At 65.5% G+C, this 18,676-nt stretch carries 20 protein-coding genes; 7 read left to right on the plus strand and 13 right to left on the minus strand.

Translation table 11 applies throughout. The annotated features are described in order from the left end of the window. Positions 1–9 precede the first annotated feature (9 nt). Positions 10–1,176, minus strand: coding sequence for an acyl-CoA dehydrogenase family protein (locus HFL01S_RS08650; RefSeq protein WP_066257445.1), 1,167 nt, complete (start codon positions 1,174–1,176; stop codon positions 10–12). Between the two features lie 111 nt (positions 1,177–1,287). Between HFL01S_RS08650 and HFL01S_RS08655 the strand changes: the two genes are divergently transcribed. From HFL01S_RS08655 to HFL01S_RS08675, 5 genes are read left to right on the plus strand one after another with little or no spacing between them, the layout of a single operon-like run. Then, complete coding sequence (locus HFL01S_RS08655) at positions 1,288–2,493, plus strand: acetyl-CoA C-acetyltransferase (protein ID WP_066257447.1); 1,206 nt, start codon at positions 1,288–1,290, stop codon at positions 2,491–2,493. 21 nt (positions 2,494–2,514) lie between these two features. Beyond that, entirely contained in the window at positions 2,515–4,674 is a 2,160-nt protein-coding gene (locus HFL01S_RS08660; RefSeq protein WP_066257453.1) for a 3-hydroxyacyl-CoA dehydrogenase NAD-binding domain-containing protein, read from the plus strand. Positions 4,675–4,677: 3 nt separating this feature from the next. After that, complete coding sequence (gene fabG, locus HFL01S_RS08665; protein ID WP_066257455.1) at positions 4,678–5,421, plus strand: 3-oxoacyl-ACP reductase FabG; 744 nt, start codon at positions 4,678–4,680, stop codon at positions 5,419–5,421. 27 nt (positions 5,422–5,448) lie between these two features. After that, on the plus strand, positions 5,449–6,054 hold the full coding sequence (locus tag HFL01S_RS08670) for a chromate transporter (RefSeq protein WP_066257457.1): 606 nt from the start codon (positions 5,449–5,451) through the stop codon (positions 6,052–6,054). After that, a complete protein-coding gene (locus HFL01S_RS08675) occupies positions 6,051–6,647 on the plus strand; it encodes a chromate transporter (RefSeq protein WP_066257458.1) in 597 nt (198 codons plus the stop codon). The genes HFL01S_RS08670 and HFL01S_RS08675 overlap by 4 nt, the downstream gene beginning before the upstream one ends. Positions 6,648–6,653: 6 nt before the next feature. On the opposite strand, the gene HFL01S_RS25655 is transcribed toward HFL01S_RS08675, so the two are convergent. The 4 genes from HFL01S_RS25655 to HFL01S_RS08695 form a co-directional block, all read right to left on the minus strand. Further along, the gene (locus tag HFL01S_RS25655; protein WP_066257461.1) at positions 6,654–7,892 is read right to left on the minus strand and encodes a Yip1 family protein; all 1,239 of its coding nucleotides are present in this window, start codon (positions 7,890–7,892) and stop codon (positions 6,654–6,656) included. Between the two features lie 82 nt (positions 7,893–7,974). Then, positions 7,975–8,316 (minus strand): hypothetical protein, encoded by a 342-nt coding sequence (locus HFL01S_RS08685; RefSeq protein ID WP_066257463.1) that lies wholly within the window; start codon positions 8,314–8,316, stop codon positions 7,975–7,977. Between the two features lie 20 nt (positions 8,317–8,336). Beyond that, positions 8,337–9,080, minus strand: a complete 744-nt coding sequence (gene rlmB, locus HFL01S_RS08690) for a 23S rRNA (guanosine(2251)-2'-O)-methyltransferase RlmB (RefSeq protein ID WP_066154159.1) — start codon at positions 9,078–9,080, stop codon at positions 8,337–8,339. 40 nt (positions 9,081–9,120) lie between these two features. Continuing rightward, complete coding sequence (locus HFL01S_RS08695; protein WP_066154161.1) at positions 9,121–9,810, minus strand: ABC transporter ATP-binding protein; 690 nt, start codon at positions 9,808–9,810, stop codon at positions 9,121–9,123. On the opposite strand from HFL01S_RS08695, the gene HFL01S_RS08700 reads away from it, so the two are divergent. Both HFL01S_RS08700 and mnmH read left to right on the plus strand, forming a co-directional pair. Continuing rightward, entirely contained in the window at positions 9,809–10,486 is a 678-nt protein-coding gene (locus HFL01S_RS08700; protein ID WP_084383169.1) for an arylesterase, read from the plus strand. The genes HFL01S_RS08695 and HFL01S_RS08700 overlap by 2 nt on opposite strands. A 7-nt stretch (positions 10,487–10,493) precedes the next feature. Continuing rightward, a complete protein-coding gene (gene mnmH / locus HFL01S_RS08705) occupies positions 10,494–11,549 on the plus strand; it encodes a tRNA 2-selenouridine(34) synthase MnmH (RefSeq protein ID WP_066257469.1) in 1,056 nt (351 codons plus the stop codon). A 10-nt stretch (positions 11,550–11,559) separates the two neighbouring features. Here mnmH and HFL01S_RS08710 read toward each other — a convergent pair whose 3' ends face one another. The 8 genes from HFL01S_RS08710 to hflK form a co-directional block, all read right to left on the minus strand. After that, positions 11,560–11,751, minus strand: coding sequence for a hypothetical protein (locus HFL01S_RS08710; RefSeq protein ID WP_066257471.1), 192 nt, complete (start codon positions 11,749–11,751; stop codon positions 11,560–11,562). A gap of 33 nt (positions 11,752–11,784) precedes the next feature. After that, on the minus strand, positions 11,785–12,975 hold the full coding sequence (locus tag HFL01S_RS08715; protein ID WP_066257473.1) for a PLP-dependent transferase: 1,191 nt from the start codon (positions 12,973–12,975) through the stop codon (positions 11,785–11,787). Positions 12,976–12,980: 5 nt separating this feature from the next. Continuing rightward, positions 12,981–13,505: a phosphoribosyltransferase gene (locus HFL01S_RS08720; RefSeq protein WP_066257475.1), complete on the minus strand. Its 525-nt coding sequence runs from the start codon at positions 13,503–13,505 to the stop codon at positions 12,981–12,983. A gap of 56 nt (positions 13,506–13,561) precedes the next feature. Further along, on the minus strand, positions 13,562–14,950 hold the full coding sequence (locus HFL01S_RS08725) for an adenylosuccinate synthase (protein WP_066257477.1): 1,389 nt from the start codon (positions 14,948–14,950) through the stop codon (positions 13,562–13,564). Between the two features lie 13 nt (positions 14,951–14,963). Then, on the minus strand, positions 14,964–16,136 hold the full coding sequence (locus HFL01S_RS08730; RefSeq protein ID WP_066257479.1) for an ATP phosphoribosyltransferase regulatory subunit: 1,173 nt from the start codon (positions 16,134–16,136) through the stop codon (positions 14,964–14,966). A gap of 66 nt (positions 16,137–16,202) precedes the next feature. Then, positions 16,203–16,400, minus strand: coding sequence for a DUF2065 domain-containing protein (locus tag HFL01S_RS08735; RefSeq protein ID WP_066257481.1), 198 nt, complete (start codon positions 16,398–16,400; stop codon positions 16,203–16,205). Continuing rightward, positions 16,401–17,285, minus strand: coding sequence for a protease modulator HflC (gene hflC / locus HFL01S_RS08740; RefSeq protein WP_066257483.1), 885 nt, complete (start codon positions 17,283–17,285; stop codon positions 16,401–16,403). Positions 17,286–17,311: 26 nt separating this feature from the next. After that, complete coding sequence (hflK, locus tag HFL01S_RS08745) at positions 17,312–18,652, minus strand: FtsH protease activity modulator HflK (protein WP_066257485.1); 1,341 nt, start codon at positions 18,650–18,652, stop codon at positions 17,312–17,314. Positions 18,653–18,676 lie beyond the last annotated feature (24 nt).

Below are 18,676 nucleotides of genomic sequence, written 5' to 3' on the forward strand. Positions count from 1 at the left end.
GCGCTCGCGTCAGCGCCCGCCCAGCCCCATCGAGCGCGAGATCACCTCTTTCATGATCTCGTTGGTCCCGCCGTAGATGCGCTGCACGCGCGCATCGGCGTAGGCGCGGGTGATGGGGTATTCCCACATGTAGCCGTAGCCGCCGTGCAACTGCAGGCACTCGTCCATCACCTTGCACTGCAGGTCGGAACACCAGTACTTGGCCATGCTCGCGGTCGCGGTGTCAAGCTTGTCGATGTTCACCAGCTCGCAGCACTTGTCGACGAACACGCGCGCCACCTGCACCTCGGTCTGCAGTTCGGCCAGGGTGTAGCGGGTGTTCTGGTAGCTGGCCACGGCCTGGCCGAACACTTTGCGGTCCTTGACGTACTCGACCGTCCAGTCGATGGCCGCCTGCGCCGAGGCCACAGCACCAATCGCGATCTGCAGCCGCTCCCAGGGCAGTTGTTCCATCAGACAGATGAAGCCCTTGCCTTCAAAGCCAGCGCCGCCCAGCAGGTTCTCCGCCGGCACATTCACGTTGTCGAAGAGCAGCTCGGAGGTGTCCTGCGCCTTCATGCCCAGCTTCTTCAGGCGCTTGCCCTTGCTGAACCCTTCCATGCCGCGCTCGACCAGGAACAGGCTGGTGCCCTTGGCACCCGCGGCCGGGTCGGTCTTGGCAACCACGATCACCAGGTCTGCGTGCCAGCCGTTGGTGATGAAGGTCTTGCTGCCGTTCAGCACGTAGTGCGAACCGTCGGCGCTCTTGATGGCCGTGGTCTTCACGCCCTGCAGGTCGCTGCCAGCGGCCGGCTCGCTCATGGCGATGGCGCCCACCATTTCGCCGGTGGCCAGCAGTGGCAGGTATTTCTTCTTCTGCGCCTCGGTGCCGTAATGCAGGATGTACGGCGCCACGATCTCGCTGTGCAGGCCGAAGCCGATGCCGCTGACGCCCGCCCGCGCGATTTCCTCCATCTGCGCCACCGAGTACAGCCGGTCGGCCCGCGCACCGCCGTATTCCTCGGGCATGGTCATGCAGAGAAAACCGTTTTCTCCGGCGGCCTGCCAGACGGCGCGGTCCACATAGCCCTGCTCTTCCCAGCCGTCGTGGAACGGGGCGATTTCCTTCTCGACAAAGCGGCGGAAGCTGTCGCGGAAAGCCTCGTGGTCGGCGTTGAAGAGCGTGCGGTCGATCATGGTTGTCACCTTTCGGACTGGGTCAGACGATTTTTACAAAGCAAATGCTTGGCAAAAGTCTATACTGATCCGATTGGGTCCGGTACCGGACTTTTCCCCATAGGAGACACGATGAGCGAAGCCTTCGTCTACGACGCCATCCGCACCCCGCGCGGCAAGGGCAAGAAGGACGGCAGCCTGCACGAGGTCAAGCCCGTCAACCTGCTGGCCGGTCTGCTGACCGAACTCCAGAAACGCAACGACCTGGACACCGCCGCCGTGGACGACGTCGTCATGGGCGTGGTCTCGCCCATCGGCGAGCAGGGTTCGGTGCTACCCAAGGTCGCAGCGCTCAAGGCCGGCTGGGACTGGCGCTGCGCGGGTGTGCAGCTCAACCGCTTCTGCGCCTCGGGCCTGGAAGCCGTGAACATGGCCGCGATGAAGGTGAGAAGCGGCTGGGAAGACCTGGTCGTCGCCGGTGGCGTCGAAAGCATGAGCCGCGTGCCCATCGGCTCGGACGGCGGTGCCTGGGCGCAGGACCCGGAAACCAACAGCGCCACCCTCTTCGTGCCGCAAGGCATCGGCGCCGACCTGATCGCCACGCTCAACGGCTTTTCCCGCCAGGACGTGGACGCCTTCGCCCTCGAATCGCAGAAGCGCGCCACCGCCGCCCGCGCCGCCGGCCACTTCGACCGCTCGGTCGTGCCGGTCAAGGACAAGATGGGCCTGACCATCCTGGAGAAAGACGAGTTCATCAAGCCGGGCACCACCATGGAAGGCCTGGCCGGTCTCAAGCCCGCGTTCGAGCAGCTCGGCGCCATGGGCTTCGACGCCGTGGCCCTGCAACGTTACCCGCAGGTCGAACGCATCCACCACGTGCACCACGCCGGCAACTCGTCCGGCATCGTGGACGGCGCGGCGGCTATCCTGATCGGCAGCGAGGCCGCCGGCAAGACCCACGGCTTCACGCCGCGCGCCCGCATCGTGGCGGTCGCACTCTCGGGCGCCGACCCGACCATCATGCTCACCGGCCCCATGCCCGCCGCGCGCAAGGCGCTGGCCAAGGCGGGCCTGAGCATCGACCAGATCGACCTGTTCGAGGTGAACGAAGCTTTCGCCGCCGTGCCCATGAAGTTCATGCAGGAGATGGGTGTGCCGCACGAAAAGGTCAACGTCAACGGCGGCGCCATCGCCCTGGGCCACCCGCTGGGCGCGACCGGCGCCATGATCCTGAACACCCTGATCGACGAGCTGCACCGGACAGGCAAACGCTACGGCCTGGCCACTCTCTGCGTCGGCGGCGGCATGGGCATCGCGACGATTGTTGAACGCGTCTGATCGAAAGCGGAGACCACGAACATGATCACCAAAACCATCCGCTACGAGCTCGCGAACGGCATTGCCACCATCACCTTCGACGAGCAGGGCTCGCCGGTCAACACCATGTGCCTGCAGTGGCAGGACGACCTGGACGCCATTGCGGCGCAGGTGGCGAAGGACAAGGCCCAGCTCAAGGGCATCGTGCTGGCCTCGGCCAAGAGCACCTTCTTCGCCGGCGCCGACCTCAAGGGCGTGATGCGCTCGACCGAGGCCGACGGCCCGCGCGTGTTCAAGGAAATCGAGCGCATCAAGAAGAACTTCCGCACCATCGAGACGCAGGGCGTGCCGGTGGTGTCCTGCCTGAACGGTGCGGCGCTGGGCGGCGGCTGGGAGGTGGCCCTGGTCGGCCACCACCGCATCGCCGTCAACAACCCCAAAATCCAGTTCGGCCTGCCCGAGATCACGCTGGGCCTGATCCCGGGCGGCGGCGGCATCACCAAGATGACCCGCTTGCTGGGCCTGATGGCGGCGCAGCCCTACATCCTGGAAAGCAAGCTGTTCGGCCCCGAGGAAGCGCTGAAGATCGGCGTGGTGCATGAACTGGTCGCCTCACCCGAGGAGCTGCTGCCGCGCGCCCTCGCCTTCATCGAAGCCGCGCAAGGCAAGCCCGAGGCCTGCACCCACGTCTGGGACCGCAAGGATTACAAGATGCCCGGTGGCACGCCGAGCAACCCCAAGATCGCCGGCATGCTGACGGTGGCGCCGGCCGTGCTCAAGCAGAAGACACGCGGCCTCTACCCCGCGCCCGAGGCAGCCCTGGCCGCCATGGTCGAAGGCGCGATGGTGGACTTCGACACCGCCATGCGCGTGGAAAGCCGCTACCTGGCCGGGCTGATGACCGGTGGCGTGGCGCGCAACATGATCAACACCTTCTTCTTCAACATGAACGCCATCAAGGGCGGTCAGTCGCGCCCGAAGGACGTGCCGCGTTACCAGCCAAAGAAGGTGGGCGTGCTGGGCGCCGGCATGATGGGCTCGGGCATCGCCTATGCGCAAGCCACCAAAGGCATCGCCACCGTGCTCAAGGACGTGAGCGTTGAGGCCGCCGAGAAAGGCAAGTCGTACACCTCGAAGCTCACGCAGAAGCGGGTCGACAAGGGCCAGATGGGCGCCGAGAAGCAGCAGGGCATCCTGAACCTCATCACCCCCACCGCCAGCGCCGCCGACCTGCAGGGCTGCGACCTGATCATCGAGGCGGTGTTCGAGCAGCGCGAACTCAAGGCCATGGTGACCAAGGAGGCCGAGCCCATGCTCACCGAGGGCGGTTTCTTCGCCAGCAATACATCCACCCTGCCCATCTCCGGCCTGGCCCAGGTCAGCGCGAAGCCGCAGAAGTTCGTCGGCATCCACTTCTTCAGCCCGGTGGACAAGATGAAGCTGGTCGAGATCATCCGCGGCAAGGACACCGACGACGAGACCATCGCGCGCGCCTATGACTACGTGCAGGCCCTGGGCAAGCTGCCCATCGTCGTCAACGATTCGCGCGGCTTCTACACCAGCCGCACCTTCGGCACCTTCGTGATGGAGGGCGCGGCCATGCTGGGCGAAGGCATCCCGGCGCCGGTGATCGAAAACGCCGCCATGCAGGCCGGCATGCCAGTCGGTCCGCTGGCCGTGCTGGACGAGACCGCGCTCAGCCTGTCGGTGCATGTGCTGGAGCAGACCCGCCTCGACTTCCAGAAGGAAGGCCAACAGTACGTCGCGACGCCCGGCGAGACCCTGGTGGAGCAGATGGTCAAGCAACACAAGCGCCCGGGCCGCGCGGCGGGCGGCGGCTTCTACGACTACCCCGAGGGCGGCAAGAAGCATCTCTGGCCCCAGCTCAAGGCGCTCTATGAAAAGCCGGGTGTCGACTGGAACCTGCAGGACGTGAAAGACCGACTGCTCTACCGCCAGGCGGTGGAGACCGCGCGCTGCCTGGCCGAAGGCGTGCTGACCAGCGTGCACGACGGCAACATCGGCTCCATCTTCGGCATCGGCTTCCCGGCCTGGACGGGCGGCGCGCTGCAGTTCATCTACGGCATGGGTATCGACGCATTCGAGCGGCGCTGCGCCGAGCTGGCCGCCCGCCACGGCAGCGGCTTCATACTCGCGGACGCGGTGAAAGCCGCGCTGCGTCAACACCAACCCCATTACTGATTCATGAAACGACTCGAAGGAAAGATCTCTCTCATCACGGGCGCGGCACAAGGCATCGGCCTGGCCACGGCCCTGAAGTTCGCGCGCGAAGGCGCCACCGTTGTCGTCTGCGACGTCAGGCAGGCCGCAGTCGACGAGGCCGTGAAGCAATGCCAGGCCGCGGGCGCCACGGCCGTGGGCTTCGTGATGGACGTGACCCAGCGCGACATGGTCGACGCGGTGGTCGCCCAGGTGAAGGAGTACTTCGGCCGCATCGACGTGCTGGTGAACAACGCCGGCATCACGCAGGACGCGCGCCTGCAGAAGATGACGCTGGAGCAGTTCGACAAGGTGATCGATGTCAACCTGCGCGGGGTCTTCCATTGCGCGCAGGCCGTGGCCGACACCATGACGGCGCAGGGCAGCGGCGTGATCCTCAACGCCTCCTCGGTGGTCGGCATTTACGGCAACTTCGGCCAGACCAACTACGCCGCCACCAAGTTCGGCGTGATCGGCTTCACCAAGACCTGGAGCCGCGAGCTCGGCCCCAAGGGCGTGCGCGTCAACGCGGTCGCCCCCGGCTTCATCAGCACACCGATCCTGAGCACCATCCCCGACAAGGTGATCCAGGAGATGGAGCACCGCGTGCCGCTGAAGCGCCTGGGCCAGCCCGAAGAAATCGCCAACGTTTACGCCTTCCTGGCCAGTGACGAGGCCAGCTACATCAACGGGGCTGTCATCGAGGTTTCCGGCGGCATGTCGGTGTGACCTTCGGGCGCCCGGGATAATCCGGACATGCCCGAACACACACCATCCACCGACGCCGACCTCCAACGTCCCCGCTCGCGCACCGACCTCTTCCTGTCCTTCACCTGGCTGGCCCTGCAGGGCTTCGGCGGGGTGCTGGCCGTTGTGCAGCGCGAGCTGGTGGAGAAGAAGCGCTGGATGACCCGCGAACAGTTCGTCGAGGACTGGGCCGTGGCGCAGATCATGCCCGGCCCCAACGTGGTCAACCTCTCGCTGATGATCGGCGGCCGCTACTTCGGCCTGCCTGGCGCGCTGGCCGCACTCGCGGGCATGCTCGCGGCACCCTTGGTCCTGGTGCTGCTGCTGGCTGCGCTGTATGGCAGCGTGGCCGACAGCGCCGCGGCGCAGGGTGCACTGCGCGGAATGGGCGCTGTGGCCGCCGGCCTGATCACCGCCACCGGCATCAAGCTGATCGGCGCGCTGGACAAGAACGCCATGGGCCTGTGGGTCTGCATCGGCCTGGCCGCCCTCACCTTCGTCGCCATCGCCCTGCTGCGCCTGCCGCTGGCCTGGGTGCTGCTGGTCATCGGCGGCGGCGCCTGCTTCTGGGCCTACCGGGTGCTGGGCCGTGCCGGCAAGGAGACCCAAGCATGAGCATGGCGCCTACCTTTGCCAACTGGCTGGACCTGTTCCTGCACTTCGCCTCGCTGTCATTGCTGGCCATCGGCGGTGCCATCACCACGGCACCCGACATGCACCGCTACCTGGTGGGCGAGCAGCAGTGGCTGAGCGACGCGCAGTTCAACTCGTCCATCGCCCTCTCGCAGGCCGCACCGGGCCCGAACGTGCTGTTCGTCGCGCTGCTGGGCTGGAACGTGGGTCTGAATGCGGGCGGAGGCCCCTCGGCGGGCTGGCTGGCCTGGGCCCTGGCGCTGCTGGGCGTGGTGGTGACGCTGGTGGCCATCATGCTGCCCTCGTCCATCCTCACCTACACCGCCACCCAGTGGGGCCACCGCAACCGGGAACTGCGCGCCGTGCGGGCCTTCAAGACCGGCATGGCACCTATCGTGATCGCCCTGCTGATCGCCACCGGCTGGCTGCTGAGCGCGGCCCACAACGACCCAGCGCGTGACTGGCCCCTGTGGTTGCTGACCGTCTGCGCTGCGCTGCTGGTCTGGCGCACCCGGCTGCACCTGCTCTGGATGATCGGCGCGGGCGCGCTGGTGGGCGCGCTGGGCTGGGTCTGAGCCGGTTTACTTCTGCCGCTGCAGGCCGGACAGGCCCTTGACGTCCAGTGCGTTCATGGCAGCGCGCACGCCGTCGATGTTCACGTTGTCGCCGCTGACCTCGATCAGCACGCCATTGGCCAGCATCATCGACATCTCGGCGCTCGAACCGTCCTTGCGGTATTCCTCCTTGAAGGCCACGCCGTCTTTCTTGTAGACCTTCTCGACCTCGTCCTGGGTCTCGCGGCTGACCGTGCTCTGCGCCCAGGCCCCCATCGCCATCATCAGGGCGGGCATGGCGCCGATGTCCTGCACCTTGACCTCAACACGGCCCGCGTCGTTGCGGAACTCCGATGTGACGCTGGAAAAGGTCATGCCCATGGCCGAATCCGCGCGGGCCTCGATGGCGGTGCGTTCCATGCCGGCGAGCTTGGCCGGCACAAAGGTCTGCAGCGCATCGGGAGCGAACGGCTGACCACCCTGGCCGCCGCCCATGGCCGCGCCCATCATCTCGCCCAGCGCCTTGCCCGCGGCCTCCGAGTCGCCCTTGGCCTGGGCCGCCTCCATCTGCTTGCTGGCCTCTTCCATCTTCTTGGCCGCCTCTTCCAGCTGCGCGGTGTTGATGGTGACTTCAGAGCCCGGCACTTTGATGCTCACGTCCCCCGCGGGGGCGCTGGCGCCGCCCATCATCATGCCGGCACCGCCGCTGAACAGGCTGCCCACGGTCATCACCACGATACTGGCCACGATGCCGCAGACGATCAGCACGGCCGTGAAACCCAGCGCCTTGCCCTCGGGCACCTTCATCATCACCGGCACACCCGTATAGAGCAGGTAGATCGAATAGAGCGCGGCCAGCAGGCCCAGCATGGACAGCGCCGGCAGCAGGTTGAACACCCCGCCCAGCAGACCGGCGGTGGCGCCGTAGGCCACCAGCTTGAAGGCCTTGCCCATGTCCTTCTGGCCGCCGAAGCTCGGGGCCAGCGCATTGGCCACCAGGGCCAGCACATAAATCATCACCAGGGTCAGCACGAAACCGACCACCATGTTGGCCAGCCCCGCCAGGATCGGGACCCGGAAATGGATGCCCATCATGCCCGTGCCGACCAGGCTGAAGCCGATGAAGGCCGCCACCGACGACACACCGGCCAGATAGACCAGGTAGTTCTTGTAAAGGCCGGGGATGTCGTCCGGCTCGCCCTCGATGACCGGCCAGGTGGCCTTGGGCTTGAGCAGGATGGCTTGCACACGTTCTACCAGGTTCATGAGTTCCTCCTCGGGGTTGCAGACACTAGAAATCGGTCCGGCAGCGCGAACCATACCGCCATCCGCCGCGGCGGGCCACCTTTCAGCGTGGGCTCTCGAAGAACACCGCGTTGGTGTAGTCGCTGATCTCGAAATAGACCTTCTTCTCGCCCGGGTCGGCGACCATGTTCTGGTTCTCGTCGAGCACGCCATAACCGTAGCGGTAGGCTCGCGGCTTGCCATCGTCGGTGCCCAGGGCCGTGCTCATCTTGTCGATGGACAAAAAGCGCCGGGCCAGCTTGTCGCCAGCGTAGATCTCGAGCACGCCGTTGGTGCCGGTCCAGTTCTGGATGTCGCGGCTGATCTTGTTCTGCTGTTCCTGCGTGCACCCGGTCAGCAAAACCAATCCCAGAACACAGGCCAATGCGGACGTCATGGGCTTCATGCTGGCTTCCTTGAAAAAACTCAGCCGCGCTGGCGCAAGGCCTCGTACAGGCACACACCGCTGGCCACGGACACATTGAGGCTTTCGACGCCGCCCTTCATGGGAATGCCCACCAGCTCGTCGCAGGTCTTGCGCGTGAGCTGGCGCATGCCGTCGCCTTCGGCACCGAGCACCAGGGCCACCGGCCCCTTGAGGTCGACCTGGTACAGCGTCTTGGGCGCATCGTCACTGGTGCCGATGACCCAGATGTTGCGTTCCTTGAGTTCGTTCAGGGTGCGCGCCAGGTTGGTCACCATGAAATACGGCATGGTCTCGGCCGCCCCGCTGGCCACCTTGGCCACCGTCGCGTTGATGCCGACGGCGTGGTCCTTGGGCGCGATCACCGCGTGCGCACCCGCACCGTCGGCCACCCGCAGGCAAGCACCCAGGTTGTGGGGATCGGTCACGCCGTCGAGCACTAGCAGCAGCGGCGCGATGCCATCGGCCTCCAGCTTCTCCAGCAGTTCGTCCAGCGAATGGGCCTGCTCCAGCGCGTTGACCCGGGCTGCGACGCCCTGGTGGCCGTGGCTGCCCGCGAGTTTGGCCAGGCGCAGGCCATCGGCCTCGATCAGGCGCACGCCCGCCTCCTTGGCGCGCTCGATGAACTGCCGCATGCGCTGGTCGCGCCGCGTCGGCTCGAAATAGATCTCGATGATGGATTGCGGCGCGGTTTTCAGGCGCACGCCCACGGCGTGGAAGCCGAACAGGACTTTGGGGGAGGACATGCCCCGATTATCAAGCCCCCACGCGTCGCTGCCGATCGGCTCAGGCCGCCGCTGCTTCCGGCTCGCTGGCCTGACCGGCCTCGATGGTAATGCGCCGCTCGCAGCGCTGGGCGATGCCCCGGTCGTGCGTCACCAGCACCAGGGTGGTGCCCTGCTCGCGGTTGAGCTCGAACATGAGCTCCATGACCTTCTCGCCGGTCGCAAAGTCCAGGCTACCGGTGGGTTCGTCCGCCAGCAGCACCGCCGGCTGCACCACGAAGGCCCGGGCCAGCGCCACGCGCTGCTGTTCGCCGCCCGACAGCACCTTCGGGTAGTGGCCAAGGCGTTCGCCCAGACCCACGCGCTGCAGCATGGCGGTGGCGGCGCTGCGGGCATCGCGCCGGCCGGCCAGTTCCAGCGGCAGCATCACGTTTTCCAGCGCCGTCAGGTTGCCCAGCAGCTGGAAGCTCTGGAACACGAAGCCGAGCTTCTGGGCGCGCAGCGCCGCGCGCTGATCCTCGTCGCGGGCGAACAGGTCCACGCCATCGATGAACACGGTGCCGCGGGTCGGCGTGTCCAGCCCGGCGATGATGGACAGCAAGGTGCTCTTGCCCGAACCCGAGGCTCCGACGATGGCGGCGGTTTCCCCTTGGCGCAGGGAGAAATCGATATCGCGCAAAATCGTCAGCGTGCCCGTGGAGTCGGTGACCGACTTGAACACATGCTGCACCACAATCATTTCTTGTGCCATGAAGCCGCCCGGAAAGGCCCGCCAGTTGAAACGCCGCCACTTTAACGCCCTCCTCTGCTCTGCCGTCCTTACAGGGTCAATCGGGCCCGCTGCGGCACAGACCTCGGCCACCACCGCGTCCGTGCTGGTGGTAGGCGACTCGCTCAGCGCCGAATACGGCCTCAAACGGGGCAGCGGCTGGGTGCAGATCCTGCAGGAACGGCTGCTCAAGGAAGGCATTCCCGCCCGCATGGTCAACGCGGGCATCAGCGCCGACACCACCTCGGGTGGCCGGTCCCGCCTGCCGGCGCTGCTCAAGCTGCACAAGCCGGCGGTGGTGGTCATCGAGCTGGGGGCCAACGACGCGTTGCGCGGCCTACCGTTGAACATGACACGCGACAATCTGACCGCCATGGCGAAGGCGTCGAAGGCGGCCGGCGCCAAGGTGGTCATTGTGGGCATGCAGGTGCCGCCCAACTACGGCAGCCAGTACACCCGCGACTTCCGCGACCTTTTCCAGCAGGTGGCCAGCGCAGAGAAGGCCGCCCTCGTGCCCTTCCTGCTCAAGGGCGTGGCCGACCTGCCCGACCCTACCCTGCTGTTCCAGGACGACCGCATCCACCCCAACGAGGCCGCCCAGGCCACGATCGCCAACAACGTCTGGCCGGTGCTCGCGCCCTTGCTGCCGAAACGATAATCGACGGATGCCCGTCCGCACCCTGCCCGCCTCCGACGCACTGCACCGCCTCGGTGAGTTCGACGCCGTTGTCGACGCCCGCTCCGAAGATGAACACGCGCTCGACCACGTGCCCGGTGCGCTGAACTGGCCCAGCCTGAACAACGCCGAGCGCATCCTGATCGGCACCATGTACAAGCAGATCGATGCCTTCGAGGCCAAGAAGCGCGGCGCGGCGCTGGCGGCCCGCAACATCGCGGCGCACATCGAGCGCGAGGTGCTGGACAAGCCCAAGGGCTGGAAACCGCTGGTCTATTGCTGGCGCGGCGGCAACCGCAGCGGCGCACTGGCCACCATCCTGGGCGCGATCGGGTTCCAGGTCACCCTGATCGAGGGAGGCTACAAGGCCTGGCGCGCCGCCCTCGTGGACGACCTGCCTGCGCAGGCGCAGCGCCTGCACTACCGCGTGGTCTGCGGCCCCACCGGGAGCGGCAAGACCCGCCTGCTGCACGCGCTGGCGGCCGAAGGTGCCCAGGTGCTGGACCTGGAAGGTCTGGCCCGCCACCGCAGCTCGGTGCTCGGGCATATCCCTGGCGTGGAACAGCCCAGCCAGAAGCGCTTCGACAGCCTGATCTGGGCGGCGCTGCAGGCCTTCGACCCTGCGCGTCCCGTGTTCGTCGAGAGCGAGAGCAAGAAGGTGGGCAACTTGCGCGTGCCTGATGCACTGATCGACACCATGCGCGCCAGCCCCTGTATCGACCTGCGGTTGCCCGATGAAGAACGCGTGGCCCTGCTGATGGAAGACTACGACTTCTTCGTCAAGGACAGCGAGCACTTCTGCCAACGGCTGGAAGCGCTGACCGAACTGCGCGGGAAGGCCGTGGTGGGCGAGTGGATTGAAAAAGTGCGTGCCGGACGCACCAAGGAAGTGGTGTTGGACCTGCTCAGGCAGCACTACGATCCGACATATGCGGCGTCCATAGAACGCAACTTCGCGCTATATGGCCAAGCTGTTCCGTGCAGCCTGAACTCAGGCTCGGACCAATCGATGCATACCGCTGCCCGCAGCCTGCTCAGCCCCTGACTGCAGCAGATCAGCCCCCTGAAGATGTCCCGGCTTCGGAGCTGTCGCTGCCTGTTTCCGGACTCTGGGTGGCATCCTGCTCGTCAGGGCTGCCATCGCCATGTGTCTTGCGCTCGGCCTTGTTGCGCAGCTTCTCCTCTTTCTTCTGCTTCTTGGCGAGCTCGCGTTGGCGTTTTTCGTATCCGTAGTTGGGTGTGGCCAAGGGGGTATTTCCGAGGTTGAGGTGGTGAATTGGTCAGGTGTGAAGGGCCGCTAGGGCTTGAGCCAAGTCGGTCCGGAGATCATCGGCGCTTTCCAGGCCGATGGCAAACCGCACCAGCCCACCTTTGTGCGCCCAGGGCCGGGTGCGGATGGCTGGCACGTTGTACGGCGCGCAGAGACTGATCGGTCCCGCCCAGCTCCAGCCAGGACGGAACAGTCGCAGGCAGTCGCAGAAAGCGTCGATCTGGTGCTGTGAGAAGCGCTCGTCAAACACGGCGCTGAACAGGCAGGCCGCCGCGGTCGCGTCGCGTGCCCATGCTTCGTGCCCCGGAGAACCCGGCAGCGCCGGATGCAGAACGCGCACGACGCCCGGCTGGTCCTGCATCCATTTGGCCAACGCCCGCGTGGTCACGTCCTGCGCCTGGTAGCGCAAGGGCATGGAGGCCAGGCCCCGCAGCACCAGCTCGGTGTCGTTGCCGCTGACACCCAGACCCAGGCGCATGTGGCACAACAGCAGTTGGTGGTGCAGTGCGTGGTCGCGCGTCACCACGGAGCCCATCAGAACGTCGGCGCCCCCGCTGGGGTACTTGGTCAGCGCCTGCATGGAGATGTCAACACCCAGGTCGAACGGACAGAAGGCAATGCCGGCACCCCAGGTGTTGTCCAGCGCGGTCAGGATGCGGCGGTCGTCCGCCCTGCCCTGGTTGGCGCTTCGAACCACCGCCACCAGCGCCGGAATGTCCGGAAACTCCAGCGTGATCGAGCCCGGTGCCTCGATCCATACCAGGCGCGTGGCCGGTGACAGGCGGCTGGCCAGGTCCGCCGGATCCAGGGGGTCGTAGTAGCGGTGAGTGATGCCCCAGTGCGCGAGCTCGCCAGCGGCGAACGCCTTGCCCGGCCCGTAGGCGTTGTCGGGCAGCAGCACCTCATCGCCCTGACGCAGGAAGCTCATGTCGACCAAGGTCAGCGCCGACAGGCCACTGGGCGCCAGCACGCAGTACTGCCCGCCTTCAATGGTGGCGATGCGCTCTTCCAGCGTGAAGGTGGTCGGCGTGCCGTGAAGGCCATAGGTGTAGCCGCTCTTGTCGACCCACTCCTGCGTGCGAAGGGCATGCACGTCCTTGAACAGGACGGTGGACGCCTTGTGGACGCCGGGCGCAACGGCGTCAAAGCCCTCGGGAGGGCGGTAAGGATGATGGATGAGTCGGGTGGAAAGGTCTGACATTGAGCTCAGAGCTTCCACTTTTCGAGCAACTGCGCCGGTCGCATGCTGTCGTAGCTCTCGAACGGCTGATGGATCCAGGGGTTGGTCGGCAGGAACTCGACCGAGTAGTCGGGCGTGAACACCGACACCGCCTTGGTCCAGATCACGGCACTGCGAAGCTCGCTGATCGGCTTGTAGTGGTTCTTGAGGGTGTCGATCACGGCCCTGAGCGTGTGGCCGGAGTCGGCCAGATCGTCGACGAGCAGCACCTTGCCGGCGATCTTGCCCCTGGGCGTAGTGATGTAGCGGGCGATGTCGAGATTGCCCTGCTCGGTCCCGGCGTTGGCGCGGTAGGAGCTGGTGGACATGATCGCCAGCGGCACATCGAAAATGCGCGACAGGATGTCACCGGGTCGCATGCCACCCCGCGCCAGACACAGGATGGTGTCGAACTCCCATCCGGACTGGTAGACCTTGAGCGCCAGCTTCTCGATCAGGTTGTGGTATTCGTCGTACGAGACGTAGAGGTGTTTGCCGTCTTCGGTCAGCATGCGTGTCTTCCGTTCGTGGTCGCGGGTTGGTTCATTCTGCACCAGAGCAACGAGGCTCAGGCACTGAACGGATGGTGAAGCAGGATGGTGTGGTCACGGTCCGGACTGGTCGACACCACGTGGATCGGCACGCCAGTGGTCTCCTGGATGCGGTCCAGGTAGCGTTGCGCGTTGACCGGCAAGTCCTCATAACGCGTCTTGCCGACCGAGCTCTCGGTCCAGCCCGGCAGGGTTTCGTAAATCGGCTTGCAGCGAGAGATCTCATCGGCGCCGGCGGGGAGGATGTCGATGATCTCGCCATCCAGCTCGTAGCCGGTGCACAGCTTGAGCTCGGACAGACCGTCGAGCACGTCGAGCTTGGTGATGCACAGGCCAGTGAGACCGTTCACCTGGGCCGAACGCTTGAGCAGCGCGGCATCGAACCAGCCGCAGCGGCGCGAGCGCCCAGTTGTCACACCTTTTTCAGCACCCACGGTGCTCATGTGATACCCGGGGGTGCCGGGGACTTCCCAGTCCAGCTCGGTCGGGAAGGGGCCGCCACCCACCCGCGTGCAATAGGCCTTGGTGATGCCCAGCATGTAGTGCAGCATCTGCGGCCCGACGCCTGACCCGGCCGCTGCATTGCCGGCCACGCAATTGCTCGACGTCACGAACGGGTATGTGCCGTGGTCGATGTCCAGCAGCGTGCCCTGGGCGCCTTCGAACAGCAGGTTGGCACCCGCCTTGTGAGCCTCGTTGAGCTCGCGGGAGACGTCGGCGATCATGGGCTTGATCAGCTCGGCCTGGCGCATGGCTTCGTCATAGACCGCATCGAACTGGATCTCGCCGTCCTTCATGTAACCCGCGATCTTCTCGTCCCAGGCCAGCTCGGCAGAGTGGAGGAAGGTCTTGAGCACATGGTTGTGCAGTGCCAGCAGCTCGCGCAGCTTGGTCGCAAAACGCTCTGGATACTTGAGGTCCATCACACGCAATGCGCGACGGGCGATCTTGTCCTCGTAGGCCGGGCCGATGCCGCGGCCCGTGGTGCCGATCTTCTCGTTGCCAGCCTTGACCTTGGCGGCCTCGCGGGCGACGTCGATCGCGGCATGGAACGGCAGGATCAGCGGACAGCCCTCGCTCACGCGAAGACGCGAACGCACCTCCACACCGGCCTTTTCAAGCCCGGCGATTTCTTCAAACAGCTTGCCCACTGAGAGCACCACGCCGTTGCCGATGTAGCACTTCACGCCGGGACGCATGATGCCGCTGGGAATCAGGTGCAGTGCGGTCTTCACGCCATTGATCACCAGCGTGTGGCCGGCGTTGTGGCCGCCCTGGAAACGCACGACCCCCTGCGCAGACTCGGTCAGCCAGTCAACGAGCTTGCCTTTGCCTTCATCGCCCCACTGCGTACCCACGACCACCACGTTGCGTCCCGCAGAAGCGGCGCTGCTGTTCTTGCTCATTGCTTGATTCCGGTTAAAGGGATTTCACTGTCCAGGCACCCGCGCGTGCCGGATCGGGCACCAGTTCGCGGTCGCAATGGAACTCGTTGACTTCATGGTCGCGCCCAGGCAAGGCACAGACCACAGTGTGGCCCTGGGCCCGCAGCTCGGAGACGGCTTCTCGCAGACCGGGCTCCATGCCCCAGGGCGAACGGATGGCCGCGACCAGAGGACGCGGCTCCACCGCACCAACCAGTTCCTTGAGGTCCAGGCTGAAGCCCACCGCGGGGCGCTTGCGCCCGAAGACAGCCCCCACCTCGTCGTACCGCCCCCCGCGCGCCAGCTCCATCGCGGCACCTTGCGGCCCTTGAGCAAACACGGCAAAGCGCATACCGGTGTAGTAGGCGTATCCTCGCAGGTCGGCCAGGTCGACAGAGACCACAACGTCATCGCTTGCAGCCTGGTCGGCCAACCATTGCAGGTCATCCAACGCCACCTTCAAGGCAGCAGAAGGGGTCAGCAGGGATCGCGCCCTGGAGATGATCGAGGCGTCACCAAACAGTCCGGGCAGCGACATCAGGTCGTTGCACACCGCACCGGGCAGGCCTTTGGCCAGCTCGGAGAGTCTCGGCACATCCTTGCCCGCGAGGGCAGCATGAATGGAACGAACCGAGTCGACCGGCAGTTGCACTGGCGCAAGGACGGCATCGATCACGCGCACATCCGCCAGATCAAGCTGCAGCCGCCGGACACCGGCATGGTGAAGACATGCCCGCGCGAGCTCCACCACCTCGAGATCAGCCTCCAGGCCCGCATGCCCATAGATTTCAGCGCCGAACTGCAAGGGCTCCCGGCTGGCCAGTGGTCGGTCGACCCTGGTGTGGACCACCGGCCCACAATAGCTCAGGCGAGCCACACCCCGCCGGTTGAGCAAATGGGCATCGATTCGGGCGACTTGCGGCGTGCTGTCGGCACGAAGCCCCAGCGAGCGGCCGGACAGCTGGTCCACCAGTTTGAAGGTCATCAGGTCCAGCGCTTCACCGGTACCCGTGAGCAGCGAGTCCAGGTGCTCGACCATCGGCGGCATCACCAGCTCGTAGCCATAGCCGCGGGCGGTGTCCAGCAAACCCCTGCGAAGTTCTTCGATGTGCCGCGCCTCGGACGGCAGGACATCGGCAATGTGATCCGGGAGGACCCAGGCAGACATGTGAAATGAAGGGGCTGTTAAAAACGCGATTTTACCGGGTGCGGCGCACGGATCCGACGAGGCGGTTCAGGCCACCCACCACCAGAGCACGACGCCGCAGAGAAGGCAGATCAGACCGAAAAAACGGATCTGACCATCGCGCATGCGCAGCATCTCGGAAAACACGCGGCGCCAGACCCCGGGCGCCACAAAGGGCATCAGCCCTTCGAAGATGAGGACCAGCGCCAGCGTGGGCCAGAACAGGTCGGAGAGCGAAGTCGCCACTCAGCGGGTTGCCGGAGCGCCGCGCATGGCCTTGAAGAACTCCGACGACGGGTCCAGCACCATCACGTCCGACTTGCCGGTGAAGCTGGCCTTGTACGCCTCCAGACTCCGATAGAACTGCGCGAACGACGGATCTCTGCCGAATGCCTCACCGTACAGCGCAGCGGCCTTGGCATCGCCCTCGCCCTTCACCGCCTGCGCCTGCTTATAGGCGTCGGCCAGAATCACTTCACGCTGGCGGTCGGCATCGGCGCGGATCTTCTCTCCCTCGGCGAAGCCGGTGGAGCGCAGCTCGTTGGCCACCCGCTTGCGCTCGGTCTCCATGCGCTGGTAGACCGATGCCGTGATGCTCTCTGCATAGTCCACTCGCGTGATCCGCACATCGACCACATCCATGCCCCAGGGCTTTTCGGCACCAGCCACCGCGCGGAGCACTTCGCGCTTGACGTCCTCCATCAGTTCTTCACGACGGCTGGACAGCAGCTCGTTGAGCGTGCGCTTGTTGACTTCTTGCTGAAAGGAGTTGCGCACCACACGGTTCAGCTGCAGGGCGCCAGCGCTTTCATTCAGGCCCACATTGCGGATGTACTGCTGCGGCTCGCTGATGCGCCAGCGCACATACCAATCGATCACCACACGCTGCTTTTCCGCCGTCAGCGTCGGCTCCGCATCACTGCTCTCCAGCGTCAGCAGCCGCTTGTCGATGTAGGACACGTTCTGGACCAGCGGAATTTTCCAACCAAGCCCCGGCTCGGTCACCACCTTCTTGATCTCCCCCAGCTGAAACACCACGCCGAACTGGCGCTGGTCGACCACAAAAAAGGTGGCACTGAGAAACGCCAGAGCCACCAGAAAAGAGGTGACGATAAATCCAAGCTTGTTCATGTCTCGAAATCTCCGGGCGTCTTGCTTCAGCGGCTCTCACGCTCACGCGAGCGGGCATTGCTGTTGTTCGTAGTGGCAGGCGCCGGGGCCGGCGAGCTGGTCACGGGAGGCGTTGCCGCAGAAGAGGCTGCGGGCGACTGAGCGGCCTGCTGCATCAACTTGTCCAGTGGCAGGTACAACAGGTTCGAGCCAGCCTTGCTGTCGACCATCACCTTGGTGACGCTCGAATAGATGTCGGACATGGCGTCGAGGTACATGCGGTCGCGGGTCACCTGGGGCGCCTTCTGATACTCCGCCAGCACCGCGCGGAAACGCTGGGCATCACCGTCGGCCTGGCCGACGATGCGCGCCCGGTAACCTTCAGCCTCTGCGGCCAGGCGGGAGGCCGCGCCGCGGGCCCTTGGCACCACGTCATTGGCGTAGGCCTGGGCTTCATTTTTGGCGCGGTCGCGCTCCTGACTGGCCTTGAGCACGTCGTCAAACGCCGCCTGCACCTGCTCGGGAGGCCTCACATGCGTCAGGTTGACGCCCTCGACCACAACGCCCACCTTGTAACGATCCAGGATGGTCTGCATCAGCGTTCGCACCCTCGGAGCGATCTGATCGCGCTCTTCGACCAAGGCTGCATCCATCTTCATCTTGCCGACCACCTCGCGAACCGCGGTTTCAGCAGCCTTCACCACTGCAGACTCCGGATCACGGCTTTCGAACAGGTAGGCCCGGGCATCGCTGAGGCGGAACTGCACGACCAGCTTGATGTCGACGATGTTTTCGTCGGCGGTCAGCATGGACGACTCGCGCAGACCGGTGGCGGGCACGATGGCGTCACGCCCCACGTCCACGGAACGCAACTGGGTCACCGCCACGGTCTCATGGCGCTCGATCGGGTACGGCATGCGCCAGCTGATACCCGCTCCCACTGTGTTGCTGTACTTACCGAAACGCGTGATGACCGCCTGCTGGCCTTCCTGCACGATGAAGAAGCCCGTACCAAGCCAAATCAGCAACGCCACGAGACCGACCAGGCCCGCGCCGATACCCGCCGACTTGGGGCTGGGGCTGAAGCCCGGCGTGCCTCCACCGTTTCCACCGCGATTCCCGCCGCCTTTCCCACCCAGCAAACCACCCAGCTTGCGGTTGAAGTCGCGCCACAGTTCATCGAGGTCCGGCGGCCCCTGATTGGGACCCTGGGGACGTTGCCCACGAGGCTGGAAGTCGTCTTTTTCACCCGGCTTGGGTTCGGAGTCACCGCGCTGGGGCTCATCCCCTCTACCCCAACGGGGGTCGTTCAGGTTGAACACACCCAGCAGCCTCGCCCGCCAACCCTGACGGATCCCGGCACCAGGACCGCCGGAGGGAGATTCCATATTCACATTCATGGATGGTCAACT

It is taken from the genome of Hydrogenophaga flava NBRC 102514, from assembly GCF_001571145.1.
GTDB lineage: Bacteria > Pseudomonadota > Gammaproteobacteria > Burkholderiales > Burkholderiaceae_C > Hydrogenophaga > Hydrogenophaga flava.

Coding starts and splice junctions, on each gene's coding strand:
- mnmH (WP_066257469.1), top strand. CDS start 10,494: ATGCCCGTCCGCACCCTGCCCGCCTCCGACGCACTGCACCGCCTCGGT.
- HFL01S_RS08655 (WP_066257447.1), top strand. CDS start 1,288: ATGAGCGAAGCCTTCGTCTACGACGCCATCCGCACCCCGCGCGGCAAG.
- HFL01S_RS08650 (WP_066257445.1), bottom strand. CDS start 1,176: ATGATCGACCGCACGCTCTTCAACGCCGACCACGAGGCTTTCCGCGAC.
- HFL01S_RS08660 (WP_066257453.1), top strand. CDS start 2,515: ATGATCACCAAAACCATCCGCTACGAGCTCGCGAACGGCATTGCCACC.
- hflC (WP_066257483.1), bottom strand. CDS start 17,285: ATGAACAAGCTTGGATTTATCGTCACCTCTTTTCTGGTGGCTCTGGCG.
- HFL01S_RS08670 (WP_066257457.1), top strand. CDS start 5,449: ATGCCCGAACACACACCATCCACCGACGCCGACCTCCAACGTCCCCGC.
- fabG (WP_066257455.1), top strand. CDS start 4,678: ATGAAACGACTCGAAGGAAAGATCTCTCTCATCACGGGCGCGGCACAA.
- HFL01S_RS08685 (WP_066257463.1), bottom strand. CDS start 8,316: ATGAAGCCCATGACGTCCGCATTGGCCTGTGTTCTGGGATTGGTTTTG.
- HFL01S_RS08695 (WP_066154161.1), bottom strand. CDS start 9,810: ATGGCACAAGAAATGATTGTGGTGCAGCATGTGTTCAAGTCGGTCACC.
- HFL01S_RS08715 (WP_066257473.1), bottom strand. CDS start 12,975: ATGTCAGACCTTTCCACCCGACTCATCCATCATCCTTACCGCCCTCCC.
- HFL01S_RS08675 (WP_066257458.1), top strand. CDS start 6,051: ATGAGCATGGCGCCTACCTTTGCCAACTGGCTGGACCTGTTCCTGCAC.
- rlmB (WP_066154159.1), bottom strand. CDS start 9,080: ATGTCCTCCCCCAAAGTCCTGTTCGGCTTCCACGCCGTGGGCGTGCGC.
- hflK (WP_066257485.1), bottom strand. CDS start 18,652: ATGGAATCTCCCTCCGGCGGTCCTGGTGCCGGGATCCGTCAGGGTTGG.
- HFL01S_RS08720 (WP_066257475.1), bottom strand. CDS start 13,505: ATGCTGACCGAAGACGGCAAACACCTCTACGTCTCGTACGACGAATAC.
- HFL01S_RS08725 (WP_066257477.1), bottom strand. CDS start 14,950: ATGAGCAAGAACAGCAGCGCCGCTTCTGCGGGACGCAACGTGGTGGTC.
- HFL01S_RS08730 (WP_066257479.1), bottom strand. CDS start 16,136: ATGTCTGCCTGGGTCCTCCCGGATCACATTGCCGATGTCCTGCCGTCC.
- HFL01S_RS08700 (WP_084383169.1), top strand. CDS start 9,809: ATGAAGCCGCCCGGAAAGGCCCGCCAGTTGAAACGCCGCCACTTTAAC.
- HFL01S_RS25655 (WP_066257461.1), bottom strand. CDS start 7,892: ATGAACCTGGTAGAACGTGTGCAAGCCATCCTGCTCAAGCCCAAGGCC.